Below are 21748 nucleotides of genomic sequence, written 5' to 3' on the forward strand. Positions count from 1 at the left end.
ACGCTCCTGGACAAGAAGCAGCCGACTGCCTTGGTTGAAGGGAGAAGAAATCTCTAAACAGGTCTAAGCAGGTTTAGGTAAGTATTTTTAAGCAGCAACGCTTTGCAGAAGATATCAACGATTACCGATTCATCCCGTACATTCAGTTACATGAATATGAGGCATACCTTTTTGCTGATCCAACGTGCTTTGAATACCTTGATGCTAGTCGTACAAAGGAGATTGAGGCTCTCCAGGCGATCGCTAATCAATATGATACACCTGAGTTGATCAACGACGGACAGCAGACAGCTCCGAGTAAACGCATTATCGCTCAGTTTCCTGATTATGGAAGAGCGAAGTCTGCTTTTGGACCACAGTTGGCTGAACGAATTGGACTAGAAGTAATTCGGAGCAGGTGTCCCCACTTCAACACATGGCTATCACGCCTAGAATCATTAAATCACTCCTAACTAATGCAGTTTTCGTCGGGCTGCTGCTAAAATTAGACGTTGTTCGGCACGAGCGATCGCCTGATATGTTCGCTCCACAGCTTCCGGTTCCACGGAAATGGAAGTAATACCCCATTCCACCAACTTATCAATGATTTCTGGATAAAGGGCTGGTGCTTGACCACAAATTGAACAAGGTATACCGGCACTTTCAGCCATTTGGATCAGTTGCGCGATCGCACTCATCACCGCCGGATGACGTTCATTAAATACTTTTGCTAGCTGTCCTTGTTCTCGATCCACTCCTAGCAATAATTGCGTCAGGTCATTTGTACCAATGGAAATTCCGGCTGCACCTGCTTTGACATATTCTGGCAGTAAAAATAGTACACTTGGCACTTCTGCCATCATCCACAATTGAAATTGCGCCACCTCAGTTAAAAGAGCTTGCTCAACTTTGCGACGGCAAAAAATAAATTCTTCCACAGTCCGCACAAAGGGCAACAGTAGGTTGATATTGGTGTAGCCAGCTTGCTGCACACTTGCCAAAGCTTGCAGTTCCAGTTCAAATACTGCGGGATTTTGTAAATAGCTAAAGGTGCCGCGTTCACCTAACATCGACTGGGGCGAAGATTCTAAACTATCACTTAATGATGGTAAATCTGGCGATCGCCAATCTAAAGAACGATAAAAAACTGATCTTGGTGCAAAGGCACGGGCAAACTGCATAATCTGCTCAGACCATAACTCTAATAATTCTGCCTGACGCCCGCCTAAAATCCAACTATTAGGATGTTGTCCAGACAATATATTTAGTACCATCAATTCTGAGCGCAACAATCCCACCCCATCCACAGGTAAGCTTCGCACTTGTTCTATTAAAGTGGACTGACTCAAGTTAACTAGCAGTTGGGTAGCAATCATCGGTCGATGAGAAGTAAGAGGCGGATGGGACGCTTTGGGCTGATCGGGGGAAAAAAGATTTTCTTCTCTCCCTTTCTCCATGTCCTCCTTTGAGTTTCCTTTGATCCGATAAACTTCTCCTCTGTCCCCATCAAGCAGTAATCGTTCGCCAGTTTGGATTAAAGTTGTGGCAGATGTGGCGTTTACTACTGCTGAAATACTTAATTCTCTAGCCAGAATTGCCGCGTGGCTAGTTAATCCCCCTTGTTCTGTGATAATACCAGCAACTTGTCGCAGTAATGGCAACCAATCAGGTGTAATTGTTGGTACTACTAAAATCACTCCTTTAGGTAGTTGTTCGGGTTTCTGTTGAGAATTAATAATTACCAGGGCAGTGGCTACAACACGTCCCCCTGCTGCCCCTAATCCCCGAATGAAGTGTACGTGGGGAATTATCGATTGGGAAGGACTAACTTGTGTTATGTAAAGCTTGTCAGATGTAGTTTGCCCGGCGATAGTCCATTTAATGGTAAAGGTTTTACCTAATTCACTCACCAGTTGAGTTCCCAGAGCAATTATTTGTTGTAAGTATTCTTCTTGTAAAGAGTACTGTTTTTGCTGGGCTTCTGGAAGTAGATATGTAATCAGACAAGTGTGATCTGGTGTTAGCGCTGAATTGGGTACGGGTTGCGAAAAAGCTCTAGGCGCGGCATCATCAACACCATAAGCCAGCATTTTATTGCCCATCTGTTGCTCAAGTACAACCCCAGTTTCCGGTTGAATGTAGTAGACATCTGGCTGGACTTCGCCAAGAGCGATCGCAATTCCTAATCCCCAAGTAGCTTCAATTTCCCACCCAGAAGGGTTGACGTTTAGCAAACCACTGGCGATCGCATTCTCAACAGGTTGCACCAAAACTGCCAGATTAATTTGTTGCAGATTAATTCCTGAGTGCTGCCAATATAATAGACTCCTAGCCCGAAATATCTGGCTCCAGGTACGCTTTAGAGCCAGTGCGATCGCTTCCGGTTCACATTGGCAAAACACCGACTCCAACAACCCAGATGTATTTTTCATCCCTGGCGTAGCAGTCGATACTGCCAAAGTAGGTCGAAAAATTAAACAGCCAATTTGCCATTCTCTAGCTGCTTGGAAAATTGTATTTACCCACTGCTGGGGCACAGTCGCAGTCAGAATTTCTTGACGTAAGCGACTAGCCACCTGCTGAAGTTGACGCCAATTAGTGACATCCAGGTGTAACGAAGAATGGGGTAAGTCAGCCACTAATGACTCTGAACTGTTGAGATTTTCGAGAAATTCTTGCAAAATTTCCGCCGAAATGACAAAACCAGGCATCACCGGATAGCCACGTTGGGTAATTTTGCTCAAGTGAAAGGCTTTGTCCCCTACTTTGGCACAGTCTTGTAGTTTAATTTGGTCTAGCCAGTAGAGTTTATCCACTCAATTTGTTACTTGTCAGTTGTCTATTTGTAGCCACGGCTATTTCTTCCTGATATAGCGGTTCCCATTCAGATGCGGTACAACATTATATCGCTAGGTGTAGGGGCACGGCAGTGCCGTGCCCTTACGGGTGTACCTAACTAGGTCGAGAAACGCTATAGGTTATTTCAATCCCCCCGTTTCGCTATGAGGTTACTCAACACTCGTGAATACGACTATCAAATTTTTTCCTTCATTTTGCCTCCCTTTCCTAAAACCGGCGGTTTAGTTCTTTGATCGAGTTGTACATGGCAATATCATATTTAATTATTGAGTGTATGAGTTAAATCTAGCAACTTAAGGTATAATTTTATATCTAAATCATTTTAATAACTAAGCATTGCCAAACACTTACTACCTTACAACTAATGATTGGCTGAATATCAGCTTTCGGCTATGCATTGCATTGCTTATTGGAGCAATGATTGGCTTAGAGCGCCAAATTAGCCGCAAACCAGCCGGTTTAAGAACTCATATACTGGTGAGTTTTGGTTCAGCCGTCTTTACCTTGATAATTATGCAAACAGGAGGACTGAAAGCTAGTCCTGATGCACTTAGCCGCGTGATTCAGGGAATTGCCACTGGTGTAGGATTTATCGGTGCTGGAGAAATTGTGCGCCAATCTTCCCAAGAATCACAGCAACTTGAAATTCACGGACTCACCTCAGCAGCCGCTATTTGGGTTTCATCTGCATTGGGAATTGCTGCCGGCTGTGGTTTATGGCAGTTAGGATTAATTGGTGCTTTCCTGGCTTTTTTGGTTCTCAACGTTTTTAAAAGGTTAGAAAAACGTCAATAGTTTAGGACTTATGCAAACAATAGCTGAAACCCTTGTTTTACGGTAGGGGTAATTCATGAATTGCCCCTACCACGCATAATTTTGCGTAAGTCCTATACCTGCTTGATTACAACTAAAAATATTAACACCGATCTGCTTCAAATTTGGGTAAATGATGTCTTTATCTGCCAATTTATCTCCCTTATAACTTTTTGCGTAACTGTCCAATTGGAAGTTCTATAAACTGGTAAATCAGGTATGCTAATCCAAAAGAAATTAATAGAGAAATTCCTGCTTGGACAAATTTAGGTAATTGGGGTAGATACCTCCAAACCAAGAAAATAACACTATAATGAACAAGGTACAAAGAGTAAGATAGGGCACCAAGAAAACCCATCCACTTTAGATTTAGGGCTGCGAATAATCCCCAACTGGGAAAGCGAATAGCAGTAATAAAGACTGGATATAAGGCAATTCCCTGTATGGTATAACGAATGGTTTCTCGAAACTCCGATGAGCGAGATAGGCATGAAAGAATAATCAAAATTATTCCTATTGGCAGAAATAAATACTTCCAGAGTTTGTTAGATAAATATTGTGTATCCAGCATTGGATTACCACTGACTGCCAAGGCACAACCAAAGAGAATACTATCTATCCGGGTATCTGTTGAACAAAATACACGTAGTTCAGGTACTGTAAAACCATAAACTAGAACACACCGCCAAACTAAGACAGCTAAACATAATCCCCAAAAAATTAGCATTTGCCCACGTGAACTCACACGCAGTTTGCGTAGAGTTATGTAAAACAGTGGAAAAAGTAAATAGAAGTGTTCTTCGACAGCGAGAGACCAATATACCCAACTACCAGCAGCCATTCCACCGCCAAAAAAAATTCCATAGTAGTTGGTATAGTGAAGAGACTGAGCCAAGAATGCTGGGAGGAGAATTTTTCCCGGAAGTAATTTTAAGAGAGTTAAGCCAGCTCCTAACCCCAAGACTAGATAAAAGGACGGCCAAATACGCAGGATTCGTCTTAGATAGAAGAGCTTAAAATCAATAGTCTCATAGCGATCGTACTCTTGCCTGAGAAGAGTTGTAATTAAGTAACCACTGAGAAAGAAAAATACTGTGACGCCGAAACTTCCCGGAAAAGCCTTCGCAAGTCCTGTATGAGATAAAAAAACAATTAAGAAAGCAAGAATTCTCATTCCATCAAGGGATGGTATGTGCATTTTGGAGTGTGCATTCCCACCGGATGAAGACTCTGGATTAGTTCCAGGTGAAGATGTTAAGGATTCTTTCACAAATCTTTACTCTTTGAGTGTGCGACACAATAGTTTGCATTATATAGTTTGTATCCTATAAATAGAATGATACGGAAGCTGTAAGATACCCTAAAAATACTTAGAATTTTGAAAAAACTAGGTATTGTAGGGTGCATTAGGATGAAGTCCGTAACGCACCAAACCCTTAATAATGGTGCGTTAAGCTGTCGCTAACACAGCGCCAGTTGCTACAACGGATAGCGCAACGTCAAGCCTTCTTTTCTCCCTTGGCGCTAGCCTCTCCCTTTGGGAGAAGGGGAGACGCACTCGCGTTCGAGAGGCTTGTTTGCGACACGCTACATGAAGGCTAACGGCATAGCTTCTCTTCTTAGGCTGCGCCAACGCTGAGAGCGAGTCATTGAGCGTCGGTAACTTTCACAACCCACTAGCTCCCCTACGTATCTGTTCAAAAATCAAATATTAATCCTATATGTGGCTTTAAATTCCACAATTTTTGGGATGTTTCGAGATGTGTTTATTGATCATAGATTTGCTAACCTCGTTGAAAACCCTTTGCTGGCTTTTGTTGCCCCTTACCCTTTGGCTTAGATTTGTTAACTTCTCCTAAAGCTTCCTGAAATAAGTTATGCAAATGTATGGGTACACTAGCAATGTCTGGTAACTCTGGCTCAATAGGTTTGTGGAATTCTTGCAAAAGTGGATTCAAGTCACTTTCCAGCCTAAACTCTGGGCGTTGTAAAAATATTTGCAACACCTTTTCTAATTGAGTTGGATACTGTTGCGCTAATCGATGCCAGATAAAGGCATTAATACTTTTATCTTCAAGGTAGTAGCGAATTAGTTTTTCAGACCCTTGAACACTTTGCCAGTCCTCTGCTGATAAGATTGCTTGTATCTTACTATATGTTGGTAAAAACATTTGTCCCCAACGGGGATGAGAAAGTGCTGTTACCTGTTCTGCTTTCTTGAGTTCAGCAGGCAAATCAACCTTTGGCATCACCATTTTGCTATTGCCGCTTTTGCTGTTAAACATCTGAGAGACTACGTTGGAATCAGCACCAAATTCTTCTGCTACTGCTTTGATTTCCTCGTCTCCAATGCCAGCTGCTTCTGCCACTTCAGCCAGAGATTTAGAAGTATCAATTCCTGCGGCTGCAAAGGTTTTTTCAGTAATTACTTCTTGAAACTCGGCTATTTTTTTATTAAGGTGGTATCCAGATAGTGTGATTTCATCAGTGCCAAAAAAGTCCACAAACTGCTGATGATATTGTCCTACTGACTGCCAAGCTTCTTCTAGCAAGTCTGGAGCATCGCTATAAAGATTACTTTTATAGTTTTCTTTGAAATTGCCAATTGCTACAGCAAGTTTTGGTTTACCCAATTTACCCATTATTGTGTAAGGGCCAGACAACATCCAGTAGCTATCGGTGACAGGAGAAATGCGAGTTAGCAAGATTTCCCCGACTTTCAACCGAGATATTGCCTGTAATGTTTGAGTATTGTTCGGCTTGACGATGTAGCGTTTATCTGTCAACCAGTTAGTCAATTCAAAGCCATCAGGTAGAATATTAGTTATGGCAAATAAGCCAATAAAACTATGATGCCAGCTGTTGATCAGGCTGCGATCGCTTTCTTCTAAATCTGGATTGCTTTCGATAAACAACTTTAATGGCGACTTATCACCGACTTTCCCGGCTGTCAGAAAGCTATCGATGATTAAGTCCTGCTGTGTAGTATCCCCACTTCCACGGCGCAACTGTGCGGCTGCATAGGTTTCCAATGCTTGTGCCAGTTCGCCTTCAGCATCAAGGACAAAATCAACTAAGGCTTGTTTTAATTGGTGCGATCGTTCTAATATGACATCCACAAGTTAATCTCTCGGTGTAACAGATGTAGATTATAGCGTTTGAGAGAATTACAGCATCTAGCAATAGCTAGATTTATGCGGATTTAGCCGTAAAGCTACTCTTAAACTAGATAAAAGGCATCACACAAGGTCATTACAGATGGTTGCAACTCCAAATTCTAGCTATATTTCCCCAGAAGACTATCTCAAAGGAGAAGAAACCAGTCCTATCAAGCATGAATATAGACAGGGACAGGTTTATGCAATGGCAGGGGCAAGTAATACCCATGTAATTATTAGCGGAAATCTGTTTGCTATGCTGAGAAATCATTTGCGCGGGAGTGGGTGTCAGGCTTATATCTCAGATACTAAAGCACATATTGAGTCGATTAATATCTATTACTACCCCGACGTTATAGTAAGTTGTGACCAACGAGATAAAGCTTTTAACAACTTTCTGCGTTACCCTTCCTTAATTGTAGAAGTGCTATCTCCAACAACAGAAGCCTTTGACCGAGGTGATAAATTTGCTGACTACCGAAAGATGGAGTCACTTCAGGAATATGTGCTTGTGAGTCAAACTCGGTTAAATGTTGAGTGTTTTCGCCGTAACTCAGAGAGACAATGGGTACTTTATCCTTATGGGCAAGAAGATATAATTCATCTGGCAAGTGTAGATTTTCGGTGTGCTGTTGCAGATTTATATGAGGATGTTACTTTTGAATCGCCGTAATTAACAGACTACTAGCTAGAAAGCCAGAAACCAGAATCTTGAGGATTTAAAAATGTGTTTTTAGAGAGCAAAATAAAAAGGCAAAAGAAAATCTTCTTTTGCCTTTTTACTTTTTAGCCTTTAATAGAGACGCAAAATTTCAAGTCTCTATTCCTCATCGAAATCATCTTCGTCGTCGTCTTCCTCTTCTTCCTCGTAATCGTCGTCATCTGCGACTTCATCGGCGATTAACTCATCTTCCTCATCTAGAACTGATCTTTCTGCACGTCTGCTGCCAAAACCAGATTCCCCAAGAGTAGGAGAATCTAAATTATAGGTGCGAGCTGTGCGGTCATCTAAGACCATATCCAGGGGATCATCAACTTCATCTAAGACACTACTGGTAATTTCAGCAGCATAGTCTTCGATCGCACCGGGTTCATCATAGGTATTGTACCCAGTACCCGCCGGAATTAATCGCCCGATAATCACGTTTTCCTTTAACCCGCGCAGCCAGTCAGATTTGCCTTCAATGGCTGCTTCGGTAAGTACCCGTGTTGTCTCTTGGAAGGATGCGGCAGAGATAAAGCTGTCGGTGTTCAACGATGCTTTGGTGATACCCAACAATACTGGAGTATACTGTGCCCTAGCACCGCCTGTAATTGCCATTGCTTCGTTCACCTGCTCAACTTGGCGCAGTTCCACCAATTCGCCGGGAAGCATTGTGGTGTCACCACCATCATCAATCCTGACTTTGTTGGTCATCTGGCGAACAATTACTTCAATGTGCTTATCGGAAATATCAATCCCTTGGGACTGATACACCATTTGCACTTCATTCACCAAGAATGTCTGTACCTTCTGCAAGGCAATGCTAGCACAAGCATAGATTCCGTCTTCAGAACCCAGGCTAAAGAAGATTTCCAAAATTTCGTGGGGATTGGATGGGCCATCAGTCAACGGTTGTCCAGCTAATACCATTGAGCCATCTGGCACAATCAAATTTTGTCCAGGCCCCAGAGGATAATCTGTCACCACGCCATTTGATTCTACGACCTTGATGGCGATCGCTTCATCACCACCATCAGCGTAAACTACCTTAACTTCACCCGCCCGCCGACATAAAATACAGGCTTCTTTCGGCTTACGAGCTTCAAGTAGTTCCTCAATCCGGGGCAAACCTTGAATGATATCTCCAGTTTTGGCGCGTTCAAACACCAGCAACACCAAGTTATCGCCCCGTTGTACCAAATCGCCGTCTTCTATCTGCAACACAGCACCAGGGCTGACTCGATAAGGGCGACCAATGCGGGTAGTAATAACATAGTTTTTAGTACTCAAAGCTGATTCCCCAGCAGATTCAGCAGCAGCACTTTTGATATCTACTACTTGCCCTGATTCTGGGGCAAAAACCCCAGCAGCAACTTCTGTACCTTCTACTAGCAAGTCACCCACTTTCACCTTGGGCTGAGTACTAGTATTGGTGATCAGCCTGTCAACGTCGCGCAACACTAAGCAGCGACGCACGTTTTCGGTTCCTTTTCGGACACCCCGTACTTCTCCCCCATCTTTACACAAGATTTGGGTACGTGCGACCACAGAACCTGGGGCGATGGTTAGCCCATCGTGTACCTCAAGTGTCGTCTGGGTGCTACCTTGGGTGGCATCGGCAGTAATGTCTCGACGAATTACCAAGGATTCCAAAATCACCAGTTGCAAACGCTGAACTTCTGCATCTTCAGTATCCGGTACCAATTCAATATCTGCTGCCAGGGGCGAAGCATTATGGTCTTGTTCACCTTCTTGGTCAATTTCCAGCACTAGCTGGGTTCGCAGCAGTTCTACACCTTCAACAGATTTGACGCGTTCGGAATCTTTGTAAGGTAGTCGCTGCACAGCCCGTAACTGAATCGATCGCCCGGTTTCTTGACTTACCGATGTCGTTGATGGCACATCTGGATTATCCGGTACGGCAAACTCGACTACTGGACGACTTAACAGGGCAGGTCCTTCTGGTGTCTCCACATACTGGATATAACGCAATTCTGTGGCGACGTTGCCTTGGAATTCCTCACCTGGTTGGATGAAGGTGTTATCTCGCCCGATCACTGATTCTGGATCGTCTACCATCAGCAGTTCCCCTGGCTTCACCACCACTTCCCGCAGGATGTCGTTTTTCTGGGTCACTTCTACCACACCACTGTTTTGGCAGAAGATATCCTTGACTACTTCCGTACCAGCTTCGACAAACTGACCGTCTTCCACCAACAGCAACGAGATATCTTTATTAACTTCGTGGCTTTCTTCGGGAATCCACAACAGAGTACCGCCCTGGACAACTTCATAACCCAGCTTGGCTTTGCCTTTTTTCTGGACTTCGACACCGGCGAATTTTAGGAATCCACCAGTGGTTGTGCGATAGCGGTCATCAATTAACTCAGCGACTACTTGACCATTTTGCACTTTTGTGCCTGGTGTGGCCCGGAGGTTAAATACCTGATTGTTGCCAGTGGAGACTAAGTAGTTATTGCGACCTTGGGAACTTTGGACTGTCACCGAAGCCTTGTCTAAGACTACAGAAGCGGTGATAATTTCAATTTCCCTAGTACTTTTACCTGGGGTAGCTTCGGGCAAGCGCACCACACCGCCATGTAAACTGGCTAACTTGGTTTCTGCTAACACTCCATTCGAGGCGATCGCATCACCATTTTTGACAATCAATTCTGCGCCAGGTGGCAAGTTGTAAACTTCCCCAGACAAAATCCAAATCAAACCACCCCGTGCGGCTGTGGTTGTGGTGTTACCCTGACGGTCGGTTTTTTGTTCGGGAACGACTTCGGCAAATTGTACTTCCCCTGCCAAGTCAGAGGCAACATCTTTAACTGCTTTTTCTGTATTAGTCCGAGTTGTCCGTCCACCGAGGGCAACCTCTGCCAACAACTGACCTTGTTTTACCTTATTTCCATCAAATACATATAGTGTTGAACCTTGAGTCAGATGAACCTCTTGGTTGTCTGGGGTAACATCACCTACTTTTGTTGGTTCTAAAAGCATGATGCCATTAGCTTCAACATAGAGGGCATCTTCCCCGTGGCGGGTACGATATGTTCTCGTCTTCAATTTCCGGGGAAGCTTAACAGTCCCGTCGATTTTAGAACGAACTTGTTGCGCCACTTCTCCGGTAAACACACCCCCGGTGTGGAATGTCCGCATGGTTAATTGGGTACCAGGTTCGCCGATACTTTGGGCAGCAATAATCCCCACAGCTTCTCCCAAGTCTACCATCTTAGCGTGGGCCAAACTCCAGCCGTAGCAGTGTTGACAGACAGAACGTGCGGCTTCACAAGTTAGTGGCGATCGCACCACAACTTCTCCCACCCCAGATTTTTCAATCTTCTTCGCCAAGTCCTCAGAAATTGGGGAATTGCGGGCTGCAATCACTTCTTTTGTTACCGGGTGCAGCACATCTTCGCCAATTACCCGTCCCATCAAGCGGGTTGCTAGAGGAATCAGGGTTTTGGCACCTTCTGTCATTGGTCGAATGCTCAGACCTTTGGTGGTACCGCAGTCAAATTCCCGAATAATTACATCCTGGGATACGTCCACTAACCGCCGTGTGAGATAACCAGAGTCAGCCGTCCGCAAAGCAGTATCCACCAATCCTTTTCTGGCACCGTAAGACGAAATAATATATTCCGTCACAGTTAGCCCTTCTCGGAAATTGGTTTTGATCGGCAAATCGATAATTTCGCCTTGAGGATCTGCCATCAGTCCCCGCATCCCCACCAATTGCCGGACTTGAGAGATGTTACCCCGTGCCCCGGAAAATGCCATCATATATACGGAGTTCAGGGGATTAGTCTTCTTGAAGTGGACGACTACTTCATCTTTCAGGGCTTCACTGGTACCATTCCAGGTATCGATTACCTTTTGGAAGCGTTCTACTTCAGTGATTTCTCCTCGTTGGTAACGGATTTCAGTAGCCCGAATTTCTTCTTCGGCTGCTTCTAAGAGCAATCGCTTAGTTGGTGGGATCATCAAGTCATCTACACTGATGGAAACCCCTGCTTTGGTAGCGTAGCGAAATCCCAAATCTTTCAATTTGTCCGCCATCACTGCGGTTCGCGCCGTACCAAAATTAGTAAAAGCCCAAGAAATTAAATTTCTCAGTTGACCTTTGTCAACCACGCGATTGCGAAAAATCATTTTTTCGTTAGTCATTAATCATTAGTCCTAAATTAATAGTTAGGAGTTAAAAGTGAGGAGTTAGGAATAAAAACTCATAACTCCTAACTCCTAACTCATCACCAAACAAGGCAAAAGTAAAAAGTAAAAAGGTAAAAGAAAGAAAAAGAAAAATGGTTTGAGAGCAACTAAATTTATTTATGGAATCAAATAAAAACATTTATTTCGAGATGCATAGCACGAGAAATAATACGTCCTTATTAAATCCCCTAAATTTATTTATCGGGATTATCTTTTGACTTTTTACTTTTTACTTCTTAATCCCCCACTCCCTTAGCTTGCTAGTGCTTCCTGAATGGCATTGTTGTAAATAACGCGGCCAGGAGTTGTGTATATATACTGGGAAAGTACATTGCCCTTAGCGTCAAGTCTTACTCGGCGGAACTTATAGAGTAATGTTCGGGTACCATCGTCATTTTCCGTCACTTCCAGGGGTTCTATATCCGCTTGGTCTGATTCTATTTCACCATCAAACCGCACGTAAATATAGGCGTGCAAGTCAACTTGGTCTTGCTGGAAAGCCATAATTACGTCATCGAGCGAATAAAAGTACTTTCCTGCACCTTTTGTGGCGCCGGGATTTTCTGCTGTTAAGTAATAAGCCCCCAACACCATATCTTGGCTGGGTGTGATGATCGGTTTACCTGTAGCTGGTGACAAAATATTGTTAGAAGCCAACATCAGCAACCGCGCCTCAGCCTGACTTTCTAACGACAACGGTACGTGTACCGCCATTTGGTCGCCGTCAAAGTCGGCGTTAAATGCTGGACACACCAGAGGATGCAATTGAATCGCTCTACCTTCTACTAAAATTGGTTCAAAGGACTGAATACCCAAACGGTGCAACGTTGGTGCCCGATTTAGCATTACAGGGTGTCCTTCAATCACCTCTTCCAGCACATCCCAAACACTGGGGTCATTACGCGATATCAGCTTTTTCGCAGCTTTGATATTATTTACCATGCCGCTACGAATCAAGCGGTTAATCACAAATGGTTGAAATAGCTCAATTGCCATTTCTCTAGGCAAACCGCACTGGTGAATTTTCAGCTTGGGGCCGACCACAATCACCGAACGCCCAGAGTAGTCAACCCGTTTACCTAACAAGTTTTGTCGGAAACGTCCTTGCTTACCCTCAATAATGTCAGACAAAGATTTTAGGGGACGGTTATTTGCCCCTACCACAGTGCGTCCCCGACGACCATTGTCAATCAAAGCATCCACTGCTTCTTGCAGCATCCGCTTTTCGTTCCGCACAATAATCTCTGGTGCCAAAATTTCTTGCAAGCGTGCCAAACGATTGTTGCGGTTAATAACCCGCCGATACAAATCATTTAAATCGCTGGTGGCAAAGCGTCCGCCATCTAGTTGCACCATTGGGCGCAAGTCGGGGGGAATCACCGGAATAACTGCCATTACCATCCACTCTGGTTTGGAACCAGTGGCGATAAAGTTATCAATTACCCGCAACCGCTTAATTAGTTTGGCTCTCTTTTGTCCCTTAGCGTTGCCAATTTCTTCCCGTAGGCTTTCCGCTTCTTGCTCTAAATTAATATCGGCAAGCAAACGCAACAGCGCTTCCGCCCCAATCCCGACTTCTACGCCTTGCAGCACAGAATCTTCGCTATAAATTTGGTCTTCTATTTCCAACCACTGGTCTTCACTCAGTAGCTGTTTGTAACTTAAACTTTCGGCATTACCTGCACTCAGCACAACATAAGAGTTGAAATAGACTATCTGCTCCACATCCCGCAAGGGCATATCCAACAGGATGGAAATATAGCTAGGAATGCCTTTGAGATACCAGACGTGAGCTACTGGGGCAGCGAGTTTAATGTAGCCCATGCGGTGGCGACGCACCCGTGACTCGGTAACTTCTACCCCACAGCGCTCACAAACAATGCCTCTATGACGGACTCTTTTATACTTGCCACAATGACATTCCCAATCTTTCGCCGGACCAAAGATGCGCTCACAAAATAAGCCATCCATCTCTGGCTTGAGAGTTCGGTAGTTAATCGTCTCTGGCTTGGTAACTTCACCGACTACTTGACCATTGGGCAATGTTCTCTCGCCCCACTGCCGAATGCGTTCTGGGGAAGCCAAGCCGATTTTTACGTAGTCAAACTGATTAGTTTGGGCAGGTCTCATACAAAAGTAAAAAGTAAAAAGTAAAAAGGTAAAAGAATGATCAAGTCAAAAGGCAAAGTCAAGAAAAAAGCTCAAAGAAAAACTGTGATTGTTTTCTTCTTCTTTTGCCTTTTGCCTTTTAGCTTTTGACTTCTTTAGTAAAAAGTAAAAAGGTAAAAGAATGAGAAAGTCAAAAGGCAAAGTCAAGAAAAAAGCTCAAAGAAAAACTGTGATTGTTTTCTTCTTCTTTTGCCTTTTGCCTTTTAACTTTTGACTTCTTTACTCGTCATCATCCAGCGATTCGCGGGAAAGAGATTCATAAGTGGGTCGTGGAGGTGTGCGACGGGCTGATTGGTCTGCCATCAAATCCACTTCCACATCTAGGGAACTGCCGTCTGCTTGGGTTTCTACCTTGTGTACGGCAATGTCTAACCCCAATGATTGCAATTCGCGCATTAGCACCTTAAAGGATTCTGGAGTTCCAGGTCGAGGAATTGCCTTACCTTTAACGATCGCATTTAACGCTTCATTCCGTCCTTGCATATCGTCAGATTTAACTGTCAGCAATTCCTGTAAGGTGTAAGCGGCGCCAAAGGCTTCCAATGCCCACACTTCCATTTCCCCAAACCTCTGACCACCTTGTTGAGCTTTACCACCCAAGGGTTGCTGTGTCACCAGTGAGTAAGGTCCAGTTGAACGGGCGTGGATCTTATCATCCACCAAATGCACCAGTTTCAGCATGTAAGCCACACCAATAGTAATTGCTCGGTCAAAGGGTTCACCTGTCCGACCGTCATACACCATGATTTTGCCGGGATTATCTGGGTTATACACCCAGTCTTTCCCTGTTTCGTCCCGGGCTTCTTGCAATTTGCCATGTACAATTCTCCGGGATGTCTCTTCACCGTACATTTCGTCAAAGGGAGTAATCTTAAATCGTACTCCCAAGGTCTGACCAGCCCAACCTAAGAGGCACTCAAATACTTGTCCAACGTTCATCCGACTGGGTACACCCAACGGGTTGAGTACGATGTCCACTGGTGAACCATCGGGCAAATAAGGCATATCTTCCGCCGGTAAGATCCGAGAAATAATCCCTTTATTACCGTGGCGTCCTGCCATTTTGTCGCCAACTTGGATTTTACGTTTTTGGGCAACATACACCCGGACTACCATATTGGCTCCTGGTGGTAGTTCATCCCCTTGTTCACGAGTAAACAAGCGCACGTCAACTACACGCCCTTTTTCACCGTTGGGGACTCGCAAGGAATTATCCCGCACATCCCGCGCTTTTTCACCGAATATCGCCCGCAATAGTTTTTCTTCTGGCGGTTGGTCAGATTCACCTTTGGGTGTGACTTTTCCTACCAAGATATCACCAGCTTCTACCCATGCCCCAATGCGAATGATTCCCTGTTCATCCAACTGACGCAAGGCATCTTCCCCGACGTTGGGAATTTCTCTGGTGATTTCTTCTGGCCCCAATTTTGTTTGTCTGGCTTCAATTTCATATTTTTCAATGTGAATTGAGGTGTAGACATCATCCTGCACCAGTCTTTCAGAGATTAAAATGGCGTCTTCGTAGTTGTAGCCTTCCCAAGGCATATAGGCAACGACGATATTTTGTCCTAGCGCCAGTTCACCGCCTTCGGTAGAGGAGCCATCAGCTAGCACCTGACCAGCAACAACCCGCTCACCAATGCGGACCAGAGGTTTCTGATTTAAACAGGTATCTTGGTTGGAACGTTGATATTTGGAAAGGGTGTATCTAATTTCTGGGGTATTCGGTTTCGGATGGTTACTGAGCGTAGCCGTTGGCGCAGCCTCTCGTAGAGAAGTATGGTTATTGAGCGTAGCCGTTGGCGCAGCCTCTCGTAGAGAAGTACGGACGCGAATTTCTGTGGCATCGACATAAGTGACATCGCCATCGGTACGCGATACAACCACCATCCCAGAGTCTCTGGCTCCTTGGGCTTCCAAACCAGTACCCACTAGAGGACGTTCTGGCTTGAGTAACGGTACTGCTTGCCGTTGCATATTCGATCCCATCAGCGCTCGGTTAGCGTCATCATGTTCCAAGAAGGGAATCATGCTGGTTGCTACCGATACAATCTGTACTGGAGATACGGCTACGTAGTCTACCTGTTCTGGTGTTGTGGTGGAGAATTCCTGGCGATAGCGGACTGGCACTAATGGCCCGATAATATGCCCAGTTTCATCTACAGGAATATCCCCAGGAGCAACGCGCAAGTCGTCTTCTTCATCGGCTGTCATGTAGGCTGGAGGCACGTCAAATCTGACTCGCCCATTTTCTACAGGTCTAAACGGTGTTTCTAGGAATCCGTACAGGTTCACCCGCGCATGGGTTGCTAAGGAGCCAATTAATCCGGCGTTGGGGCCTTCTGGTGTTTCAATGGGGCAAATGCGTCCATAGTGACTAGGATGTATATCCCGCACGGCAAAGCCGGCGCGTTCGCGGGTTAAACCACCAGGACCTAGGGCACTGAGTCGGCGTTTGTGGGTCAGTTCTGCCAGAGGATTGGTTTGATCCATGAACTGACTTAACTGGCTGGAACCAAAGAATTCTTTAATTGCTGCTACCAATGGTTTGGGGTTCACCAAGGAAGCGGGGGTCAGCACTTCGGCATCGGATACGGTCATCCGTTCCCGAATGATTCTCTCTAAGCGGTTTAAGCCGACCCGCACTTGGTTTTGCAGCAATTCACCGACGCTTCTCACCCGGCGGTTGCCCAAGTGGTCGATGTCGTCGATATTACCAATGTCATATTCTAGGTTGATCAGGTAATCTACGGCTGCCAAAATATCGCCAGCAGTCAATACCCGCATTGTGTCTGGGACAGAAAGGCGCAATTTCTTGTTGAGCTTGTAGCGTCCGACGCGACCGAGGTCATAACGTTTCGGGTCAAAGAAACGAGAGTCTAGGAGTTGTTGTCCACCTAAGACTGTGGGTGGTTCACCCGGACGGAGTTTGCGATATAACTCCATTAGGGCTTCTTCTTCAGAGAATTGCCCTTCTTTTTCGATGGTTTTTTGGAAATATTCGGGATGGCGTAAGGCGTCAAATATTTCGTTGTCTGATAAGCCTAAAGCTTTTAGGAGTACCTGGGCTGAGAGTTTGCGGGTTTTGTCAATGCGTACCCACACCAAATCGTTACGGTCTGTTTCAAATTTCAGCCATGCTCCCCGGTTGGGAATTAAGCTAGCTGAATAAGTCCGTCGCCCGTTTTTGTCTATTTCTGATTTGTAGTAGACTCCTGGCGATCGCACTATTTGGTTGACAATTACCCGTTCGGCTCCGTTAATAATAAACGTGCCGCGATCGGTCATCAAAGGCAAATCACCAATGAATACCTCTTGCTCTTTGATTTCCCCGGTTTCCTTATTAATCAGCCTTGTGGGAACATACATTTGGACGGCATAAGTACTATCCCGCCGTTTGGCTTCTTCGACGTTGTACTTTGGCTCCTTGAGTTTGTAGTTATGACCCAAAAAGTGCAGTTCTAATTTGCCCGTATAATCTGTGATCGGACTAAAGGAGTTAAGTTCTTCTATCAACCCTTCTTCCAAAAACCAGCGAAAGCTTGAGCGCTGGATTTCAATCAAGTCGGGCAACAGAAAGGCCGGTTCCATATATGTTTCTTTAGTCATGCCTCTACCTTTGTCAACCTGGTTAAATAAATTTTTCCTTGGACACTGCTATTTGACGCTTCCCACTGCTAGCCAGTGTCCTTAGCTGTTTGGGAACTTTCTGTTACACACTTGCTATTTACAGGTGTGGACAAACGCAGCGATGAAAGCTGGCTGGAATGAGCAATTTTGACAATGGGGTAATCGCCCCTAATAGTGTCTGGGTAATGGGTACTAGGGACTTGGGGATCACAGGAGTAGCAAATAATTTGCTGAAAGTCTTTCCACTCTGTACCCAATGCTTCATGCTCAATCCCCATTTCAAAAAGAATATACAATTGAAATATTCCTGAGTTTGACTTACTTTCCTCATTTCCCCTCCAAAAAGCGCGTTAATTTGCTGACGCAGCTCCACACGGTGTGTCTTAAAATCCACTCCGATGTCTATACTCTCAGTGAGAATTTAGATATCCTCAGACGGAGGGAATGATCCGTACCTTGCCGGATTGGAATCAGAATCACTTCATTTTGCTGAATTGTACTCACAAGGCAATTTTGTTTAACGATTTTGAATAGGTTCAATACACACCAGGCTGATGTTTGGCAAAAGTCTAGCTCAATTTGGGTTGGCACAGTTAGTGATTATCTGGAGAGCATCCGCTTGTAGAGATTTGGAGGATGGCCAAGCCATAACAGCACGGAAAATTTAGATGAGAAGTTTTAGGTTCCTTCCTTTATCATTATGGCGCAAGCAAAATGTTTTTGAGGGAATAATATTAGCATATTTTTTTCCCCCTAAAGTTTTATTTTTTTAGCACAACTTAACAAAAGACCTAGGGCACATTTTATATTGACAGACCGAATAACTCACAGGCATTTTGGGTGGTTTGATGGGCGATCGCCTCTACTGTTTCCTGGCGCAGTTTCGCTACTTGCTCGGCTACATAAAGCACGTAGGCTGGCTCGTTGCGCTTTTCGCCCCGTTTGGGAACTGGAGCCAGAAATGGACAGTCTGTTTCAATCAGTAGACGATCGCTACTCACCATCGCTGCTGATGATTGGATTGCTTTGGCGTTTTTGAACGTTACCGTTCCGCTAAAGCTGATATAGAACCCTAAATCGAGAAACCATTGAGTTTCTTCTGGCGTTCCTCCCCAGCAATGCATGACACCCCGGACTCTTTCTCCTTTGAGTTCCCGCCATTTTTGCAACACTTCTCTAGTTGCCACAGCAGCGTCGCGGCAGTGGATAATCACTGGTAAGTTGAGTTCAGACGCGATCGCTAACTGTGACTCGAACACCATATACTGTTGCTCGGAGTTATCAGCTTTGTAAAAATCCAGCCCCATTTCCCCAATTGCTACCACATTCGAGTCAGAACTTGCTAAAGTTTTGATTTTCTCGGCTGTCTCGCTATTCCATTTATCAGCATCTAAGGGATGTAACCCTACAGCAAAGCTGATTTCGGGAAATTCTTGGGCGATGGATTGAATACTGGAAAATTCCTCCGGGTGAACACAGGAATGTACTAAACGCACTACACCTGCTTCTTGCCACCGCGATCGCACTGTTGCTAAATCCGGCTGAAAACTCTCAAAGTTGAGATGAACGTGCGTGTCTATCAGTTGCATCTTTTGTCCTTTGTTGTTTGTCCTTAGTCCTTTGTCTTATGACCTAATGACTAAGGACAAATGACCAATGACTACTCAGCTGTTTGTAAGGGTTTTAGCCTGTGAGCCAATCTTGACTTTTTCCTTGCCCCATTGTTGGGGTGAAGGACACCCCGTTTGATCGCTTTATCGATTTTGCCGTAAGCCTCAGATAACCGAGCCTGAACTTCTTGGTTTAATTCTGGGGTAGGATTAGCTGTATAGGCAGCTATAGCATTAAAGTATTTCTTCATCAGCGTCTTGACTGCTGATTTATAAGCTTTGTTACGCAGTCGGTTACGTTCTGCGATTTCGGCACGCTTGAGAGAAGACTTTGTATTCGCCACAGTCAATTCCAAAAATACTATTAATTATGTACACACACTACTAGACTTACTAATATAGCATCCAAATTGCCAATGTTATAATTTCCTAAAAAATTTCTGGGATTGGCTATGGGGCATTTGAGATGGATGAATGAATAATCAATGGTGGCAGCCTTGAGAGTATCAAAAAAATCCAGGTTAAGCTAGAGAAGAGAATTAGAGTCAGCTTGTACGACCCAGTGGGTCAAGAGCAATACTAAATCTCAGATGGCAATATTATAATTTTGGCATTCTCCTTACTCCATGCTGCGAATCATTACTCAGCAGGCAGACGTCAGAGCAGAACTACAACGGATCTGCGATCGCACCCATGACGAACAGGTTATTCACAAAGAAGCAACGGTGCGGGAAGTTTTGCAAGCAGTGAAGCGCCAAGGCGACAAAGCTGTATTGCATTACACAGCCGAATTTGACAAACAAACCCTCAAAGCAGAAGAACTCCGAGTTACAGGCTCGGAACTGGATGCAGCCTATCAACAGGTGTCAAAGGAGTTGTTGGGCGCAATTCGGCTAGCTTGCCGCCAAATTGAAGCGTTTCATCGTCAGCGAGTCCCAAAAAGCTGGGTACACTTTGGCGATGATGAAGTAGTGCTGGGCAAACGCTACACCCCCGTAGATCGAGCCGGGTTGTATGTGCCTGGTGGCCGTGCCTCCTATCCCAGTACAGTACTGATGAATGCAATTCCGGCTCATGTTGCTGCTGTACCCCACGTGGTGATGGTGACACCACCAGGTCTAGGGGGTGCTATTAACCCAGCAGTGTTGGTAGCTGCCCAAGAAGCAGGGGTGCAAGAAATTTATCGCATTGGGGGCGCACAAGCGATCGCCGCTTTAGCCTATGGTACAGAAACGATTCCGAAAGTGAATGTAATTACTGGACCTGGGAACATTTATGTCACCCTAGCGAAAAAACTTGTCTATGGCACCGTCGGCATTGATTCCTTGGCAGGCCCTAGCGAAGTGCTAGTGATTGCCGATGAAACCGCAAATCCGGTGCATGTAGCTGCTGACTTGCTAGCCCAAGCCGAACACGATCCAATGGCAGCAGCAATTTTGCTGACGACGGATGCTGCGTTGGCAAAAAACGTGCAATTAGCCTTAGAAAGACAGCTAGTGGATCACCCACGGCGAATAGACACAGAAAAAGCGATCGCTCATTACGGCTTGATTGTCGTTGTGGAATCCCTCGAAGCAGCAGCAGAACTCTCAAATGAATTTGCCCCCGAACATCTGGAACTAGAAATCAAAGATCCGTGGGCATTATTACCACAGATTCGCCACGCTGGGGCAATCTTTTTAGGTTACTCAACACCAGAAGCCGTAGGAGACTATTTGGCAGGCCCTAACCATACCTTGCCAACTTCTGGTGCTGCCCGCTATGCTTCGGCATTAGGGGTTGAAACTTTCCTCAAGCACTCCAGTATTATTCAATACTCCCAAACCGCACTGCAAAATGTGGCTGGTGCTATTGATGTGTTAGCAACAGCAGAGGGTTTACCTTCTCATGCTGATTCAGTCCGACGCCGAGTTCAGCGAGAAGAGTGATTTGGAATGCTTAATTTTTTTCTTATGCGTCCACAAGTCGGGCATTGCCGACGGTAGTTTCTGGGAGAGGAAAAACCTCTCCTAGAAACTCGTGAAAAGCTTCTCCAGAGCAGTTGCTACAACGCAAGCAGCCTCAAGACATAAACTACATAAACTAAGTTGGCAAATAAAAAATTGGTTTAGTGTCGCTGCCGACTAATTTTGCTAGATACTTATGTAAGGAGTCTACTTTTTAGGAGACAAGAGCGGTGCTAAACAATATTTTGGTAGCTCTGGACGGTTTGGAAATTTCAGAACGAGTAATTCAGACTTTAGATAATTTGGCGTTGTCAAAAGATGCCAAGGTTATTCTCTGTCATGTATTTCCCACACCAGAGTCAGAGATGGAACTACCCGCCGATGGTCCTCAGCCAGATTCCCCAACATTTTCTTATTTTCATATTGAAAAACAGTTGCAATCCTATCAGGAAAAGTTATTAGTCACAAGTGAGTTAGAATTGGTAACTGGTGATCCTGCCGAAGAGATTATTCGCCTTGCCAATATTTACAAAATTGAGTTGATCATAATTGGCAGTCGGGGGTTGATGGGAATGAAGCGAATTGTTCAGGGTTCTGTTAGCAGTCAAGTTGTAGAAGAAGCTAAATGTTCAGTGTTAGTCGTAAAATCAAGGTAAAAATTTGCCA

Annotated in this window: 14 protein-coding genes; 5 read left to right on the top strand and 9 right to left on the bottom strand. The window is 44.8% G+C overall.

What is annotated here, in order from left to right:
* The first annotated feature begins 83 nt into the window (after positions 1-83).
* Positions 84-452, top strand: a complete 369-nt coding sequence (locus V7K97_RS25215; RefSeq protein WP_334803765.1) for a DUF4276 family protein — start codon at positions 84-86, stop codon at positions 450-452.
* Here V7K97_RS25215 and V7K97_RS25220 read toward each other — a convergent pair whose 3' ends face one another.
* Positions 453-2795, bottom strand: a complete 2343-nt coding sequence (locus V7K97_RS25220; RefSeq protein ID WP_334803720.1) for a putative PEP-binding protein — start codon at positions 2793-2795, stop codon at positions 453-455.
* Between the two features lie 379 nt (positions 2796-3174).
* Between V7K97_RS25220 and V7K97_RS25225 the strand changes: the two genes are divergently transcribed.
* Complete coding sequence (locus V7K97_RS25225; RefSeq protein ID WP_334803721.1) at positions 3175-3633, top strand: MgtC/SapB family protein; 459 nt, start codon at positions 3175-3177, stop codon at positions 3631-3633.
* Between the two features lie 181 nt (positions 3634-3814).
* Here the strand turns inward: V7K97_RS25225 and V7K97_RS25230 are convergent, their stop codons facing one another.
* Entirely contained in the window at positions 3815-4921 is a 1107-nt protein-coding gene (locus tag V7K97_RS25230; protein ID WP_334803722.1) for an acyltransferase family protein, read from the bottom strand.
* Between the two features lie 514 nt (positions 4922-5435).
* Positions 5436-6770, bottom strand: a complete 1335-nt coding sequence (locus tag V7K97_RS25235) for a hypothetical protein (protein ID WP_334803723.1) — start codon at positions 6768-6770, stop codon at positions 5436-5438.
* 139 nt (positions 6771-6909) lie between these two features.
* Between V7K97_RS25235 and V7K97_RS25240 the strand changes: the two genes are divergently transcribed.
* Positions 6910-7482, top strand: a complete 573-nt coding sequence (locus V7K97_RS25240) for a Uma2 family endonuclease (RefSeq protein WP_334803724.1) — start codon at positions 6910-6912, stop codon at positions 7480-7482.
* A 147-nt stretch (positions 7483-7629) separates the two neighbouring features.
* On the opposite strand, the gene V7K97_RS25245 is transcribed toward V7K97_RS25240, so the two are convergent.
* The 6 genes from V7K97_RS25245 to rpsT all read right to left on the bottom strand — a co-directional run bounded on the left by V7K97_RS25245 (position 7630) and on the right by rpsT (position 19480).
* Positions 7630-11682 carry a DNA-directed RNA polymerase subunit beta'' gene (locus V7K97_RS25245; RefSeq protein WP_334803725.1) on the bottom strand — a complete coding sequence of 1351 codons (4053 nt, stop codon included), beginning with the start codon at positions 11680-11682 and terminating at the stop codon, positions 7630-7632.
* Positions 11683-11979: 297 nt separating this feature from the next.
* A complete protein-coding gene (locus V7K97_RS25250; RefSeq protein ID WP_334803726.1) occupies positions 11980-13857 on the bottom strand; it encodes a DNA-directed RNA polymerase subunit gamma in 1878 nt (625 codons plus the stop codon).
* Between the two features lie 258 nt (positions 13858-14115).
* Positions 14116-17505 carry a DNA-directed RNA polymerase subunit beta gene (rpoB, locus tag V7K97_RS25255; RefSeq protein WP_334803727.1) on the bottom strand — a complete coding sequence of 1130 codons (3390 nt, stop codon included), beginning with the start codon at positions 17503-17505 and terminating at the stop codon, positions 14116-14118.
* Positions 17506-17573: 68 nt separating this feature from the next.
* A complete protein-coding gene (locus V7K97_RS25260; protein ID WP_334803728.1) occupies positions 17574-17822 on the bottom strand; it encodes a hypothetical protein in 249 nt (82 codons plus the stop codon).
* A 507-nt stretch (positions 17823-18329) separates the two neighbouring features.
* Complete coding sequence (locus tag V7K97_RS25265; RefSeq protein WP_334803729.1) at positions 18330-19115, bottom strand: TatD family hydrolase; 786 nt, start codon at positions 19113-19115, stop codon at positions 18330-18332.
* Between the two features lie 71 nt (positions 19116-19186).
* Positions 19187-19480: a 30S ribosomal protein S20 gene (rpsT, locus tag V7K97_RS25270; protein WP_334803730.1), complete on the bottom strand. Its 294-nt coding sequence runs from the start codon at positions 19478-19480 to the stop codon at positions 19187-19189.
* A 282-nt stretch (positions 19481-19762) separates the two neighbouring features.
* Between rpsT and hisD the strand changes: the two genes are divergently transcribed.
* Positions 19763-21064 (top strand): histidinol dehydrogenase, encoded by a 1302-nt coding sequence (hisD, locus tag V7K97_RS25275; RefSeq protein WP_334803731.1) that lies wholly within the window; start codon positions 19763-19765, stop codon positions 21062-21064.
* 248 nt (positions 21065-21312) lie between these two features.
* Positions 21313-21738 carry a universal stress protein gene (locus V7K97_RS25280; RefSeq protein ID WP_334803732.1) on the top strand — a complete coding sequence of 142 codons (426 nt, stop codon included), beginning with the start codon at positions 21313-21315 and terminating at the stop codon, positions 21736-21738.
* Positions 21739-21748: the final 10 nt, after the last annotated feature.

This window comes from Nostoc sp. (genome assembly GCF_036917815.1).
In the GTDB taxonomy this organism is placed as follows: domain Bacteria; phylum Cyanobacteriota; class Cyanobacteriia; order Cyanobacteriales; family Nostocaceae; genus Nostoc.